Consider the following 15,477-nt stretch of genomic DNA (forward strand, 5'->3'; position numbering starts at 1 on the left):
GCAGAGTTTATTTTACAAACTCAGCATCTGCTTTCCATTCTTCTTTTATTTCAACACCCATATCTTTTGCTGCCTTTTCATTGATGACCAATTTCAGTTTTTGTGGATATTGAACTGCGATATCTCCAGGCTTTTTGCCATCCTTCAAGATTTCAACCGCTTTTTGCCCCGCTTCATAACCAATATCATAGTAACTGAAGCCATATGCTGCAAAACCACCAGCATTCACGGAATCCAGCTCACCAACAAACAATGGAATATCTTTATCATTTGCCACCGAAATGACCGATTCCAGTGCAGAGACAACGGTATTATCAGTAATGATATAGAAAGCATCGGCTTTTCCTATTAATGATTCCGTTGCCTGTTTAACCTCGGCTGAAGTGGAGACGGATGCTTCCACGACTTTCAATCCCGCTTTTTTCGCTTCCGCTTTCACGTTTTTTATTTGGACGACGGAATTTTGCTCCCCTGTATTATAAACGGTCCCAATTGTCTTGGCGCCAAGTTCTTCTGCCAGGAATTTCATTGATTTGGCAATGGCCTCAGGGTGGGAATCCGTCGTACCCGTCACATTTCCGCCTGGCTTATCCAAAGATGTAACAAGCTCCGCCGCTACAGGATCGGTAACCGAGGTAAAAACGATTGGTATATCCTTTGTCGCATTCAAAGCGCTAAGAGCACTAGGAGTAGAATTGGCAAAGATTAAGTCCACTTTATCCCCAACAAAGTTATTGGCAATCGTTTGACTGTTATTTTGGTCACCCTGTGCAATTTGCAGATCATATTTGGCCTTGACGTCACTATCCTTCAATGCCGCCTGGAATCCTTCATAAGCCTGATCCAGCGAATCATGCTGAACGATTTGTGTTACCCCAATGTTGAAGGTATCCTTTTTGCTTTCATCCTTTGCCGTATCTTTTTCCTTTTCATTTCCACAGCCAGCCAATAATAACCCTGCGACCAATGTCATAGCTGCAGTTGAATATAATTTCTTTTTCATATTTTCCCCCCGCTTTTTTCTTATTTAAGATTAGGTTTTTTCTAGCGACGTCAACTTTTTCGCTTTTATTTCCTAAATTATAATCGTTTAGTCCCAATTATTCCAATATATTTTTTAACTTTTTAGAATTTTTTGAGTTCTGAATGTAAAACATAAAAAAAGCTGCTGTGAATGGTATGGTAACTTTCACAGCAGCTTTATGAAAAATCAGTGTTCGACAACCTGGCTGACAATTTCGGTAACTGTAGTACGATCGATTTTTTCTTTGCCTTCTTTTAAGGCTTTCAATGTGGCTTTTGCCAATTCCAAGGGTATTTTGCAGAATTGGATGATTTCTTTCGTTTCAATCTCTCCAATGTATGCATCGGCTAATGCAAGATTATGCTCCGTATGGGCAAGCATCTCGTCGAAACCCCAGCCATCCGGATAAAAATTCACACCGCGTTCTGCATCTTCCTCACGGTTACGCAGGATATTGACCGTTTGGAGTCCACGGCCAAATGCGATGGCAAGCTCGCGATCCGTTTCGGTTCCATCGTACCAGTTCCACATATCAGACAGCATGACCCCCACTAAACCTGCAACATAATATGTGTAATCATCGAGTTCCTCTTCATTATGGATTTGCCAGTCCAAAGTAACCCATTTTGCCATGCCTTCGGCCATTTCCTTTGTAGATTCCAAGACTTTGCCTTTTGCACCGGGAGGACAAAATTCAATCCAGTCCGAAAGAAACAGGGTCACCTCGGGAAGATCATCCTTATATGGTTCAAATAACGATTGAAGATCTTCTTCCCTGAAATCCGCATCAAGCATCTCACTAAGAGCCTTTAAAAGGGAAACCTTATTAGCTGCAGGAAGACCCGGGTGATCCTCGATCTCATCGATGGCGCGCATGCAAAGGTACGCAGCTCCAATAGCTTCTTGCAAACCCTTTGGAAGATAGCTGATTGGAATGAAAAAAGTCCGGCTTGTTTTTAGGAGAAAATCCATTGCTTTAGTATGTAGGTCACTTTTATCAGTCATATTTACACTCCTTTAAATATCCAATGAACAATTGATTAATTATATCAAACATTGGCTTTGATTTCAGCTGCCCGATTCCTCTGTATACAAAGGAACTTTAATTGCCATCAGATCTTCACCCATAATCGTGTTTGCAAAGATCGCTTTGCTTTCCTCTTTTAGCCTCTCAGCATCCTCCGGAGTATACCGTGAGCTGATATGCGTAAGGATTAGATTCTTAGCTCCCGCTTTCAAAGCCGTTTCTGCAGCCTGAACGGTGGTCGAATGATAATAGGCTGATGCCATTTCGGATTCTTCCGCTGAAAATGTAGCTTCATGAACAAGGTAATCCGCCGATTCAGCAAGAATGAGCGCATTGCTGCACATTCTTGTATCACCGAGAATCGTGATGATCCGTCCTTTTTGCGGAGCACTGAGATAGTCCTTCCCATTTAAGACACGGCCATCATCGAGACAGACCGTTTGTCCATTTTTCAATGCTTTAAAAAGAGGCCCCGGCTTCACACCTTCAGACCGCAGCCGGTCGACAAGTAGGCTTCCCGGACGATCTTTTTCAACAATCCTGTAACCGATGCTGTAAATGCCATGATCAAGCGACATGGCCGTCACTGTGAATTGTTCGTCCTCAAACACTGCGCCTTCTTCTATTTCGATGATTTCCAAGGGATATTTTAAATGAGTTCCACTCACCTGTAAGCTCGTCTTAATAAATGCATCTATTCCTTGTGGACCATATACGGTCAATTTATCCACACCGCCCTGAAAAGATCTGCTGCTTAAAAATCCAGGCAGTCCGAAGATGTGGTCACCATGTAAATGGGTGATGAAGATCTTTTCAACCTTTCGCGGCTTGACCGCCGTTTTTAATATTTGATGCTGTGTTGCTTCCCCACAATCGAATAACCAAACCGTCCCTCGTTCTTCCAATAATTGTAGGGCGATTGATGTCACATTACGCGCTTTAGCCGGAACGCCAGCGCCTGTACCCAATAAAACGAAATCCACTCATACTACCTCCGTTGCAAATACTTTATTACTTAACTATAGCATAACCAAGGTGCTCTTTCATTTATAGCCCATTAAAACCGAAACCAAATTAAACTTTTAATGAAATATGAGAAAATATGCGCAAATTGATTGCTTTGAGGGAAAGCTAAACGTAAAATTAGAAATTGGTACACATACGGGAATTCCAACTTTATAGACAGATTTAACGGAAAGTTGAGGTTTTAACATGACAGAAAACAATAAACCCACAGCATTGATCATGATTTTTGGTGCGACCGGAGATTTAGCGAAAAGGAAATTGTTTCCTTCCATATATCGACTATTTCAAAAAGAGAAAATCAATAAGTTCGCCGTCGTTGGAGTAGCAAGGAGGCCCTTGACGAACGAGGAGTTCCAGACAAGTGTAAAGGATTCCATACTTACGTTCGGACATGCGGAAGAAAAGGTCGACGAATTCATTTCCCATTTCCATTATCACTCCCATGATGTCTCCAGTTCGGAATCATACCTGCAGTTAAAAGACATTGCCGAAAAATTGGACGGACAATATCAATTAGAAGGAAACCGGATCTTCTACTTGGCGATGGCACCCGAGTTTTTCGGAACGATTGCCGAACAGATTAAAGCTCAAGGCCTGACCGACACCAATGGATATAAGCGCCTTGTCATAGAAAAGCCATTTGGACACAGTTTCGAAACAGCACAAAAATTGAATGAGCAGATTCGAACTGCATTCGCCGAAGATGAAATCTATCGTATCGATCATTATTTAGGTAAAGAAATGGTACAAAATATTGAGGTCATACGTTTTTCAAATGCCCTATTCGAGCCGCTTTGGAATAACAGATATATATCCAATATCCAGGTTACTTCAAGCGAAACACTTGGCGTTGAAGAACGTGGGCGTTATTATGAAACCAGCGGTGCCCTAAGGGATATGGTCCAAAACCATCTGCTGCAAATGGTGGCCTTGCTTGCCATGGAACCCCCGATCGCTTTGACGACAGAAGAGATCCGAAGCGAAAAAGTGCGGGCATTGCGCTCACTTCGACCAATGAAAGTGGAAGAAGTCAATCAATACTTCGTCCGTGGCCAATATGGTGAAGGAACGATAGCCGATCAAACACTTCCAGCCTACCGCAATGAACATAACGTAGATCCAGAATCCAACACAGAGACCTATGTGGCGGGTAAATTGATGATTGATAACTTCCGTTGGGCCGGTGTTCCTTTTTATATCCGTACCGGAAAGAGGATGGATGTCAAATCAACGAATATCGTCGTTCAATTCAAGGATATCCCGATGAACCTGTATTATAAAACGGAAGAAACGCTGAACCCGAATCTTCTCGTTATCCATATCCAGCCTGACGAAGGTATCACACTGTACTTAAATGTTAAGAAATCCGGGACGACATCCAATACAAAGCCAGTGAAGCTTACCGTCTCCAACAAAGGGATCGAACACATCAATTCTCCCGAGGCATATGAAAAGCTATTGTTTGACAGCATGCGCGGGGATGCTACAAACTTTACGCACTGGGACGAGGTTGCCCTATCATGGAAGTTCGTCGATACCATTTCCAATGCATGGGAAAATACAAAGGACGAGTCTTTCCCTAACTATGAAGCGGGATCCACAGGTCCTCTGGCATCCGATGAACTCCTGGCAGAGGATGGGCATATTTGGTGGGAAATCAAGAATAACGAAAATGATGTTGATTGAAATGAAGAAGGGATGCAGATTTGAATCTGCATCCCTTCTTCATTCATGAAACACTCTTCCTCAGCAATTTATTCCGGATAATATGAAACATTTCCTTGGGCTTAGACATTCCTTCCTCTATTTCTGAATTAAGCCAAAAGGAAACACCAGATTCCAAGGCGATGAAAAATAAAAAAATGGCTACAGCCCACCAGGTGATGAACATAAGTCTCCGCTCCTTCTCTCTTCTTTCTGCCTACTGTATCCTACGGTCCGTCCAACTCTTTCAATGTCCATATTCCTTTTTCCGCAGGTGTTTAAACCTAAAAAGCAAGGATGAATGACATACATCATACTACGTTTTTCCTAAAAAAGGTAAATTAATTGGAACTATTTACAACTAGTTCATTTTCACCATTTTTACCCTCATGGAAAAAGAATGCTAAGTCCTCGCTAAGGTTACACTAGAAAAGGTGCCAGAGGACGGCACCACTAACTTCGGTGTGGAGGGATTAAACTTATGGACATTCGTGAAGGATTAATTCCAACAGCGTTGGGCACAGCCGTGACAGCTGCGGGTTATGTTATGAAGCAGACCCGGGGCTCAAACAAAATGGTAGCTAATACGGTTTTTGGTTTCGGTTTGGCACATGTTGTATTAGGGGTCATTGACCTTGTAGAGCATCGAAGATAGTAAAAAAAGAGGGCGCATAGAAGCGCCCTCTTTTTTCTGTGCATTCGAGGTTCTTAACATGATGAATATTACAACCAAAAAAGCCGGTATAAAAGGGAATCCCCTTTTAAGCCGGCTTGAACTTTTTATTTTTCCATCCATTCGGTATGGAACGTTCCTTCTTTATCAATGCGTTGATAAGTATGAGCTCCAAAATAGTCACGTTGAGCTTGAATCAGGTTTGCTGGCAGCGTTTCTGTGCGATAGCTGTCGAAATAGGCAAGTGCTGATGACAAGCAAGGAACCGGGATTCCGTTCATCACAGCCGTTGACACTACCTCACGTAAAGCTCCTTGATAGCTTTCGACGATCCCTTGGAAATATGGATCTAGAAGAAGGTTGTTCAAGTTCGCTTCACGATCGTACGCTTCCTTGATTTTTTGGAGGAATTGTGCACGAATGATACAGCCGCCACGGAAAATCATCGCGATTTCCCCATATTGCAAGTTCCAGTCATTTTCTTCTGAAGCTGCTTTCATTTGTGCAAAGCCTTGTGCATATGAACAGATTTTGCTCATATAAAGTGCTTTACGGATATTTTCAATCAAAGCCTTTTTGTCGCCTGTAAATGATTCCGCTTTTGGACCACGAAGGATTTTACTCGCTTCAACACGCTCGTCCTTGATTGCTGAAATAAACCGGGCAAACACGGACTCCGTAATGATTGGAAGCGGAACACCAAGATCAAGCGCACTTTGACTAGTCCATTTCCCTGTACCTTTTTGGCCAGCTTTATCTAAAATGACATCGACCATCGGCTTGCCGGTTTCTTCATCATATTTTTTGAAAATATCAGCAGTGATTTCAATTAAATAGCTATCAAGCTCCCCTTCATTCCATTCAGTAAAGACTTCATGGAATTCTTCAGCAGATAGTCCAAGGAGATTTTTCAGAAGGAAATAAGATTCCGAAATCAATTGCATGTCCCCGTATTCAATACCATTATGTACCATTTTAACATAATGACCTGCACCATCCGGTCCGATATATGTACAGCAAGCATCACCATCGACCTTAGCTGATATATCCTTCAAGATCGGTGCAACAAGTTCATATGCTTCTTTTTGACCTCCAGGCATGATGGATGGACCTGTCAGAGCTCCTTCTTCCCCTCCTGACACGCCTGTACCGATGAAATGGATGCCAAGCTTGCTTAATTCCTCATTGCGGCGCTGAGTGTCCTTGAAGAAGGTATTCCCCCCATCAATAACGATATCACCTTTTTCAAGTAACGGTTTTAATTGCTCGATCGTTGCATCTGTTGCCGCTCCGGCTTTAACCATCAATAAAATTTTGCGCGGCTTTTCCAAAGAATTGACGAATTCTTCAAGCGTATAAGCAGGTGTTACGTTTTTGCCTTCCGCTTCCTTCATCATTTCGTCCGTTTTTGATCCTGAGCGATTATACACGGAAATTGAATATCCCCTGCTTTCAATATTAAATGCAAGGTTCTTGCCCATTACGGCTAGTCCGATAACGCCAATTTGTTGTTTTGTCATGCTTCATCTTTCCCTTCTCTATATCTTTACACAGCTTGTAAGCTATCCTTTGTCAAATGGAGGATCCTTCCTCCTGGATTGCCCAAAGAAATCTTTGCTGAAGCTAGTGTCTGTTCCAATTGAACGGTTTTTCAAGGGTAATCCCTTTTTAATAATATTTTCTCCGTACTTATTTTGCAAGTGTTCCATCGCTTCATACAGAGGTTCTTTTTCTGCATCCTCTTGAAAGGAGAAAATATCCAGTTGCTTGAAGGCCGACTCTTTTTCGATGACATCATAGGCAGTGACACCAAGAAGCCTGATACCTTCCCCATTCCAATTTTTCATAAAGAGATCGATAGCTTCATCCAAAATATCCTTTTTTTCAAAAACCGGATTAGGAACCGTTCTGCTTCTCGTTATTGTGCGGCGGTCTTTGTAACGGATCGTCACACCTATTTTTTGACCAAGCAGGCGTTTATTTCTCAAGCGGACGGCTACCTTCCCGGAAAGCTTATCCAATACACCGATCAGTTCTTTTTGATTGGTGGTGTCATGCGGAAGAGTTGTCGAGTTCCCAATGCTCTTATGCTCAAAAATCGCTTCGGGATCCACTACCCTTGGATCGATTCCATTTGCCCTATCTTTCAAACGGATGCCATTGATCCCTAGGAGCTGTTTAAGTTGACTATCATTGGCGTGTGCAAGGTCCCTGATCGTCATTATCCCGATAGTTTGAAGCTTTTCCGAGGTCTTATCCCCGATGCCATGCATTTGGCCCACTTGTAAAGGCCAGAGCTTTTCCGAAATGTCCCGTTTCCTTAACACGGTGATTCCCATTGGCTTCTTCATATCAGAAGCAGTTTTGGCCAAAAATTTATTAGGGGCAATCCCGATGCTGCAAGGGAGATCCATCGTATTAAAAATTCTTTCCTGAATGCTATTGGCTATATCTAAAGGCGAACCCAATTCGGCGCATTCACTAATATCCAGGTACCCCTCATCTATCGAAACCGGTTCAACCATCTCTGTATATTGCCTCAAAACATCGAAAATAGCCAGTGATGCCTTTCGATAGCGCTCGAAATTCGGTTTCTGAATGACTAATTGGGGACATAGTTTTTTCGCCTGCCAAATCGGCATGGTCGTTTTAACCCCGAACTTCCTCGCCTCATAGCTGCAGGTGACGATTATGCCCCTTCTCTCTTCAACATTGCCTGCAATGGCAAGCGGTTTGCCTTTTAATGAAGCATCATATGACATTTCCACCGAAGCATAGAAACTATTCATGTCTACATGGAGAATGACCCTGCCATTTTTGGGATACATGTCCTTCATGTTTGACCGTCACATCCTTGTAAAAATAAAAAATACCGGATAAGGCCCACTAAAAAACCACTTCTATTAAGGTACCCCCATTTATCCTTGGTAACCACGTTGCTCCCACTCCAAGAAAAACAGCCATCATGTCATTGATGACTGTACATATATTCCTTCAATACTTTTAACATCTTGGCAAATATATACGAGTTTTTGCTGATCAATGATCGTAATCAAACGGCAACACCCTGAATATATTCGGTAAAAATCAAGATTTCACGGGTTCCTGGACAAATAGTTTGAAGGAGAGGATATCCATCTTTATTGCAATCCGCCTTTGACCATCATAGCCTATTTACCTGGTTGCTGAATCCCGGAAAGCAAGGCATCAGGTCTTTTTCGATTTACTTTAGAAAACTTCCCTCCATCTCCATCTCCCTATCTTATTTAGGGTGTTTATTCCCCTGATACTTCTTTGACGATACTGACAACCATTTCAGCTAGCTTCGTTAATTCCTCAACTGGGATTCTTTCATTCGTAGTATGGATATCTTCATAGCCCACTGCGAGATTGACAGTAGGGATGCCAAAGCCTGCAATGACATTCGCATCGCTTCCTCCGCCGCTTTTAACCAGCTCGCAAGGACGGCCGATTTTCTCTGCTGCCTTTCTTGCGATTTCGACTACATGATCACCAGCACCATATTTAAAACCAGGATACATGACGGTAACTTCAACTTCGGCCCGTCCGCCCATTTCAATGGCTGCAGTCTCGAATGCCTCTTTCATTTTCGCTACCTGTATTTCCATTTTTTCAGGAATCAAGGATCTTGCTTCTGCAAGGATTTCAACATGGTCACAAACAATATTGGTTTGCTGTCCCCCCTGGAACCGTCCGATATTGGCTGTCGTTTCCTCGTCGATTCTGCCTAATGGCATTCTAGAGATTGCTTTGGCAGCGATCGTAATGGCCGAAACGCCTTTCTCAGGAGCGACACCAGCGTGAGCAGTCTTGCCTAAAATGGTTGCAGATACTTTCGCCTGAGTAGGTGCAGCAACAACCACATTGCCCACTTTACCATCACTATCAAGTGCAAAACCGAATTTAGCCGTTACTAGGGAGCGGTCCAATGCCTTTGCCCCTACCAAGCCAGATTCTTCACCGACTGTAATGATGAATTCGATTGTACCATGCTCGATATTCTGTTCTTTCAACACTTTAAGCGTTTCTAACATGACCGCTAATCCAGCTTTGTCATCCGCCCCTAAAATGGTCGTTCCGTCTGAAACTATGTATCCATCTTTGATGGAAGGCTTGATCCCATTACCTGGTACAACCGTATCCATATGGGAGGTGAAATAGATGGTATCCACGCCTTCTTTATTTCCTTTTAAAGTACAGACTAAATTCCCTGCACCATGACCGGTAACTGCTGTTGTATCATCTTCGAAAACCTCTACACCCAGTGCCCCGAATTTTTCTTTCAGCACTTTGGCGATGGCTGCTTCATTTTTCGTTTCGGAATCGATCTGCACCAATTCCATAAATTCATTAACTAAACGTTCTTCATTAATCATAAAATAAAACCTCCAAAAAAGTTTTCCTCTTTAATTATACTGCTAAAAGCGGCGCCCCGGCAAATAATGTGAAAAGGAAGGCCCGGCTAAAAAAGCATCCTGGTCATTTCCCTGCCAATTGGCCGCTTTAAAAAGGTGAATGATGACTTATAAATGATTTTCTTTAAAAATGATATCTTCCCCAGTATGGAAAAGAGCCCAAAACAGATAGTTTGGGCTCCATGCAATGTTGGATCACAACGGGATATTCCCGTGTTTTTTCCATGGTCGGGTTTCTTTTTTGTTGCGTAGCATATCAAGAGATTGAATGATCTTAATCCTGGTTTCACGGGGATCGATAACATCATCCACCATTCCAAGACTTGCGGCAACATATGGATTGGCGAACTTCTCACGGTATTCTTCAATTTTAGCTGCACGTGTCGCTTCCGGATCTTGGCTATTTTGAATTTCACGGGCAAAAATGATATTTGCCGCTCCAGCAGAACCCATAACCGCGATTTCAGCATTCGGCCATGCAAACGTAAGATCCGCACCGATTGATTTACTATTAAGAGCTACGTAAGCTCCACCGTATGCTTTACGCAGAATGATCGTCAATTTTGGTACTGTCGCTTCTGAATATGCATATAGCAGCTTTGCACCGTGGCGAATGATCCCGCCATGTTCTTGTTTAACGCCCGGGAAAAACCCTGAAACGTCTTCAAACGTAATTAGCGGAATGTTGAACGAGTCACAGAAACGAATAAAACGGGCAGCCTTATCTGATGAATCAATATCAAGTCCCCCGGCCAACACCTTTGGCTGGTTACAGACAAGCCCCACTGATTTCCCCTTGATACGCGCCAAGCCGACCACTATGTTTTTCGCAAAGCCTTCTTGAACTTCCATAAAGGAATCCTCATCGACAACCTGCTCCAATACTTTCCGGACATCATATGGACGGATCCCTTCATAAGGGACTACATCCGTTAAGTCCGGACGGTAGTCATCTCCATCGTCTGCTTCCAAAACCGGCGGCTTCTCTTCATTATTTTGTGGAAGATAACTAAGGAGACGTCTAACGTCCGCCAATACTTGCTCCTCAGATGCTCCCTTGAAATGGGCATTACCGCTTATGGTATTATGTACTGTCGCTCCACCCAATCCTTCAGATGAAATCTTTTCACCTGTAACCGTTTCAATGACTTTAGGACCTGTTATGAACATTTGGCTCGTTTTTTCAACCATGAAGACAAAGTCGGTTATGGCTGGCGAATATACGGCTCCACCTGCACAAGGTCCCATGATAACCGAAATCTGTGGAATGACCCCTGAATAAATGGAATTCCGGTAAAAAATTTGGCCATATCCGTCAAGCGAAACTACGCCTTCTTGAATGCGCGCCCCACCAGAATCGTTCAAACCTATGAAAGGGGCTCCATTTTCCGCTGCCAAATCCATAACATTGGCAATTTTCAGAGCATGCATTTCACCGAGTGCGCCGCCAAAAACAGTAAAATCCTGTGAAAACAGATAAATGTCGCGGCCGTTGACCTTTCCGTAACCGGTGACAACCCCTTCTCCTGGCCCTTCTTCCTTTTCCATGCCAAAATTGGTATTACGATGTTTGATAAAAGGATTAAGCTCTATGAAAGTACCCGGATCAACTAAAAGATCAATTCTTTCCCTTGCAGTAAGTTTGCCCTTTTCATGCTGCTTATCGATTCTTTCTTCACCGCCGCCCATTTCCACTTTGCGGCGTCTGTCATATAGGTCATTGATTGTATCGTATATGTCTGTCATTTCTGCTCCTCCTTTGATAATGCTTGTTCACAAAGCTCATATAATACACCCGCGGTAGACTTGGGATGAACGAAAGCAACATCCGCATTGTGCGCTCCCTTTCTTGATGAATCATCAATCATGCGCAATCCAGATTCCTTGATTTCTTTTATTCTCTCTTCGATGTCATCGACGCCAAGTGCCACATGATGAATCCCTTCACCGCGTTTTTCGATGAATTTGGCGATTGGGCTTGCCGGTGACAACGCTTCCAACAACTCCAAACGGGTATTGCCTGCCAGGATGAAGGCCACTTTCACTCCTTGGCTCCCCACTGTCTCGATTCCTTCAAGTTTCAATTTCAACGTTTCCGTGTAAAGTGGCAAGGCTTCCTCCAGTGACTTGACGGCAATACCTATATGATCGATATTTTTAATCATCATAAAAACCCCCATGCTATGTATGATTGGATGACTCCATTAAAATACTACTAATCTTGCATTAAAGCCTTTCAAGATTCGGAATAATATGAACATAATACTTTTACTTGTTTCTACTAAATGTTCAAGTTAAAATAAAATCAATTAAACTGTTTTAAGGGAGAGAGCATATGGGAAACAAGAAAATCAGAAAAATCGTCGTGTATTTAATGCTTATCTCAATGTTATTAACGAGCTTATTATCAGGTATCGCATTTCTTTTGTAATAGACACCGTAATTGGGAGGGGAGCAAAGCTTCCCTCTCTTTATTTTATCGCCCCATTTTTCTTTGCCAACGTTTTGAAATCCTCGTTCGATATGGTGATCAACACGTTAGTGCCGATGGGGACTTTTTCGTACAACCGCTCTACATCGGATTTATGCATCCGTACACAGCCATTTGAAATGTATTTACCAATTGAAGATGGCTGATTCGTACCATGAATGCCGTAAATCCTTCCATCGGTATTTCGTGCATCGAATCCAATCCACCGCGACCCCAAAGGGTTCCTGGGATCGCCGCCAGGAATATTTTTTTTCCGGTAATATGGATTGACTGCTTTTACTTTGACCGTGAAAATCCCTTCAGGTGTAAGTTCTTGACTCTTTCCCGTACCGACCGGCAGGATCTCCTTGACCTCGTTATCATCAATGAACGCCAATTTATTGTTGGCTTTATTGATGATGATAAACGGATCGCCAGGCTTAACCGATTGAGGTTGTGCTTGTGCCTGCACCGGCCACAAAGGTAGCATGAGCAACAAAGAAAGGATCCATTTCATTTGTATCAATTCCTTCACTTTTTTGCTTAGTTTAAGCCAAGTGCCTCTTTTTCATTCGGCTGCTGTTCAGCTTGGGCAGTCCCTTGAAGGAATGCTTCAACAATAAATAACGCTCCATTTCCTTCATGAGCTGCAGTAATGCGGCCCTGGATTCGAACTCTTCCCGTGTCTGCGGCAGTGCCATTCCCCTAAAATGAATCTCCATTTCTTCAAGCTTCTTCAGATAAAGGATGGCCGTATTTTGTGGGTGTACGTTTTCTGCCAAATCTTCTATATAATCAGCCACTATCCCGCTTTGCTTGACGACCAGTGGAATATTCGTGACTAGGGGCAGAATTCGTTCAATTATTTCAAATTGCTTTTCACGCATTTTGAAATAATGGTAATACAGGTCTTCTTCCCTTAAAAAATGATTTTCCACGTCCCTGAAGGCAAGGCTTTTGGCTTGATTAAGAAGATTGGCTGTGTCGGTGATTTCCTTACCATCCCATGTGTGATCATTATCCCTTAAATAGCGGACAATTCCCATCAAGATCGCACTAAAGTTCGTTTCGATGCTTTCCTGGTAGGCCAGCAGTTTATCATCGACACTGGGCATGTACAGATTCATGACAAGCGCCACTCCAACTCCAACTGCAATTAATATCGTTTCATTGATCAGCAGGGAAAAAGTGATGTCACCCGCCCCGTATAAATGCATGATGATGACGCTGCTCGTCACAATCCCCTCATTAATCTTCAACGCAACTGTCGTTGGAATGAAAATCAAGAGGATCAAACCTATCATCAGCGGATGGAATGCGATGAAATGAAAGAATAAGGATGCATAGGCCATTGCGATCAAACAAGCTAAAAACCGGTGCCAGGAGGCATACACCGACTTCTTTTTTGTAACTTGAATGCATAAGATCGCAATGATTCCCGCAGCAGAGAAATATTCGAGATTAAGCATTTGTGCAATAATAATTGCCAGGGTGGCCCCCAAAGCAGTTTTAATCGTCCTGTATCCGATTTTAAACATTGTTATGTATCACCTGGCTCTTTCTCTATCTATTATAATACTATCAGGAAATCAGATATTTTCACAGTCCTTTGCGAGTTAAATTCCCAATTTTTCTAAATACATTTCAAGCAAAAATACATTATAGGAAAAAAATAAAAAAGGTAACCTAAACGTTACCTTTTTTTCACAATTATATACTATTTTCTTTAGCTTATAAAACTTTTTCCAAGAAGTCTTTTGCACGCTGGCTTTTCGGATTGGAAAAGAATTCTTCCGGAGCACTTTCCTCAACGAGCAGACCCCCGTCCAGGAATAGTACACGATCGGCCACTTCTCTCGCAAATCCCATTTCATGCGTTACGATCAGCATGGTCATCCCCGTATGTGCCAGTGACTTCATAACCTCGAGCACTTCTTTTACCATCTCGGGATCAAGCGCTGAAGTCGGCTCATCGAAAAGGATTACTTCCGGGTTCATTGCCAATGCCCGTGCAATCGCGACCCTTTGTTTTTGCCCGCCAGACAGACGATTCGGATAAGACGATTCTTTATCGGCCAAACCGACTTTAGTCAAGAGCTCACGAGCTTGTTTTACAGCCTCGGCCTTTGATAGTTTTTTCACCTTCATAGGGGCATATGTCAGATTTTCCAGTACGGTTTTATGTGGAAATAAATGAAAATGCTGAAATACCATCCCGACGTTTTCACGCACTTTCATGATATTGGTCTTTTTATCAGTGATGATTTGATCTTTAAACCTGATTTGACCATCAGTAGGAGTTTCGAGCATATTGATGCAGCGCAAGAAAGTTGATTTTCCCGAACCGGATGGACCGATGATGGCTAATACTTCACCCTGCCCTATCTCGGTGCTGATTCCTTTTAATACCTCGAGCTTTCCATAATTTTTTTTGAGTCCATCAATTTTAATCACTGCGTCTCATTCTCCTTTCAATCACTTTGCCTAAGATGGTGAGAACCATGACCATCACATAATAAATGAAGCCGGCAAATAATATCGGCTCGAAGAATTTATATGTCTCACCGCCGACAATATAAGCACGGCGCATGATATCCCCTAATCCAATAATTGTGACAACGGCTGATTCCTTCGTTAAGGAAATCAATTCGTTCACAAGGGATGGCAGGATATTCTTGATGGCCTGCGGAAGGATAATATTAAGCATCATCCCTGAATAGGGAACCCCCAGTGCAAGCGATGCCTCTCGTTGGCCCTTATCGACAGCTAAAATGCCTCCCCTGATAATTTCAGAGATGTATGCCGCTGAATTCAGACCGAATGCTAAAAAAGCTGCTTGGAACGCTTCGATTTGAATCCCTAATATTTGTGGTGAACCAAAATAAATCAGCATTAATTGCAGCACCAAAGGCGTACCGCGAAAAATGGATGTATAAAAATCAGCAATCCAATTCAAGGGCTTGATTCTGCTGATTTTAAGTATAGATAGTAATATTCCCAAAACAAATCCGATTACTGCCGCTACCGCTACAACCTTTAATGTAGTCGGTATCCCCTCCAGGATATATGGAAGGGAAGGCATAATCCTATCAAATTCCAGATTCACTCCATTCATCC

General features: G+C 42.7%; 15 protein-coding genes. 3 read left to right on the forward strand and 12 right to left on the reverse strand.

Translation table 11 applies throughout. The annotated features are described in order from the left end of the window. Window positions 1–7: 7 nt before the first annotated feature. The 3 genes from QNH43_RS17785 to rnz form a co-directional block, all read right to left on the reverse strand. Window positions 8–1,003 (reverse strand): ABC transporter substrate-binding protein, encoded by a 996-nt coding sequence (locus QNH43_RS17785; protein WP_283915117.1) that lies wholly within the window; start codon window positions 1,001–1,003, stop codon window positions 8–10. A 207-nt stretch (window positions 1,004–1,210) separates the two neighbouring features. Next, a complete protein-coding gene (locus QNH43_RS17790) occupies window positions 1,211–2,029 on the reverse strand; it encodes a squalene/phytoene synthase family protein (protein ID WP_076365484.1) in 819 nt (272 codons plus the stop codon). A 63-nt stretch (window positions 2,030–2,092) separates the two neighbouring features. Beyond that, the gene (gene rnz / locus QNH43_RS17795; protein ID WP_283915118.1) at window positions 2,093–3,034 is read right to left on the reverse strand and encodes a ribonuclease Z; all 942 of its coding nucleotides are present in this window, start codon (window positions 3,032–3,034) and stop codon (window positions 2,093–2,095) included. A gap of 229 nt (window positions 3,035–3,263) precedes the next feature. Here rnz and zwf point away from each other — a divergent pair, with 229 nt between their 5' ends. Both zwf and QNH43_RS17805 read left to right on the forward strand, forming a co-directional pair. Continuing rightward, entirely contained in the window at window positions 3,264–4,763 is a 1,500-nt protein-coding gene (gene zwf, locus QNH43_RS17800) for a glucose-6-phosphate dehydrogenase (protein ID WP_283915119.1), read from the forward strand. A gap of 499 nt (window positions 4,764–5,262) precedes the next feature. Further along, on the forward strand, window positions 5,263–5,436 hold the full coding sequence (locus QNH43_RS17805) for an asparagine synthase (protein WP_283915120.1): 174 nt from the start codon (window positions 5,263–5,265) through the stop codon (window positions 5,434–5,436). A 125-nt stretch (window positions 5,437–5,561) separates the two neighbouring features. Here the strand turns inward: QNH43_RS17805 and gndA are convergent, their stop codons facing one another. The 5 genes from gndA to mce form a co-directional block, all read right to left on the reverse strand. After that, on the reverse strand, window positions 5,562–6,974 hold the full coding sequence (gndA, locus tag QNH43_RS17810; protein ID WP_283915121.1) for an NADP-dependent phosphogluconate dehydrogenase: 1,413 nt from the start codon (window positions 6,972–6,974) through the stop codon (window positions 5,562–5,564). A gap of 42 nt (window positions 6,975–7,016) precedes the next feature. Then, window positions 7,017–8,291, reverse strand: coding sequence for a DNA polymerase IV (locus QNH43_RS17815; RefSeq protein ID WP_283915122.1), 1,275 nt, complete (start codon window positions 8,289–8,291; stop codon window positions 7,017–7,019). 438 nt (window positions 8,292–8,729) lie between these two features. After that, window positions 8,730–9,851 carry a tripeptidase T gene (locus QNH43_RS17820; RefSeq protein WP_283915123.1) on the reverse strand — a complete coding sequence of 374 codons (1,122 nt, stop codon included), beginning with the start codon at window positions 9,849–9,851 and terminating at the stop codon, window positions 8,730–8,732. Between the two features lie 234 nt (window positions 9,852–10,085). Beyond that, window positions 10,086–11,636, reverse strand: coding sequence for an acyl-CoA carboxylase subunit beta (locus QNH43_RS17825; RefSeq protein WP_283915124.1), 1,551 nt, complete (start codon window positions 11,634–11,636; stop codon window positions 10,086–10,088). Then, window positions 11,633–12,058 (reverse strand): methylmalonyl-CoA epimerase, encoded by a 426-nt coding sequence (gene mce, locus QNH43_RS17830; RefSeq protein ID WP_098369864.1) that lies wholly within the window; start codon window positions 12,056–12,058, stop codon window positions 11,633–11,635. The genes QNH43_RS17825 and mce overlap by 4 nt, the downstream gene beginning before the upstream one ends. Before the next feature lie 167 nt (window positions 12,059–12,225). On the opposite strand from mce, the gene prli42 reads away from it, so the two are divergent. After that, on the forward strand, window positions 12,226–12,321 hold the full coding sequence (gene prli42 / locus QNH43_RS17835) for a stressosome-associated protein Prli42 (protein ID WP_155726463.1): 96 nt from the start codon (window positions 12,226–12,228) through the stop codon (window positions 12,319–12,321). 40 nt (window positions 12,322–12,361) lie between these two features. Here prli42 and QNH43_RS17840 read toward each other — a convergent pair whose 3' ends face one another. The 4 genes from QNH43_RS17840 to QNH43_RS17855 form a co-directional block, all read right to left on the reverse strand. Then, window positions 12,362–12,877, reverse strand: a complete 516-nt coding sequence (locus tag QNH43_RS17840) for a L,D-transpeptidase (RefSeq protein WP_283915125.1) — start codon at window positions 12,875–12,877, stop codon at window positions 12,362–12,364. Between the two features lie 31 nt (window positions 12,878–12,908). Further along, the gene (locus tag QNH43_RS17845; protein ID WP_283915126.1) at window positions 12,909–13,898 is read right to left on the reverse strand and encodes an aromatic acid exporter family protein; all 990 of its coding nucleotides are present in this window, start codon (window positions 13,896–13,898) and stop codon (window positions 12,909–12,911) included. Between the two features lie 193 nt (window positions 13,899–14,091). After that, window positions 14,092–14,814, reverse strand: a complete 723-nt coding sequence (locus QNH43_RS17850) for an amino acid ABC transporter ATP-binding protein (RefSeq protein WP_076365463.1) — start codon at window positions 14,812–14,814, stop codon at window positions 14,092–14,094. Continuing rightward, the gene (locus QNH43_RS17855; protein ID WP_283915127.1) at window positions 14,807–15,466 is read right to left on the reverse strand and encodes an amino acid ABC transporter permease; all 660 of its coding nucleotides are present in this window, start codon (window positions 15,464–15,466) and stop codon (window positions 14,807–14,809) included. The genes QNH43_RS17850 and QNH43_RS17855 overlap by 8 nt, the downstream gene beginning before the upstream one ends. Window positions 15,467–15,477 lie beyond the last annotated feature (11 nt).

This window comes from Peribacillus simplex (assembly GCF_030123325.1).
In the GTDB taxonomy this organism is placed as follows: Bacteria; Bacillota; Bacilli; order Bacillales; family DSM-1321; genus Peribacillus; species Peribacillus simplex_D.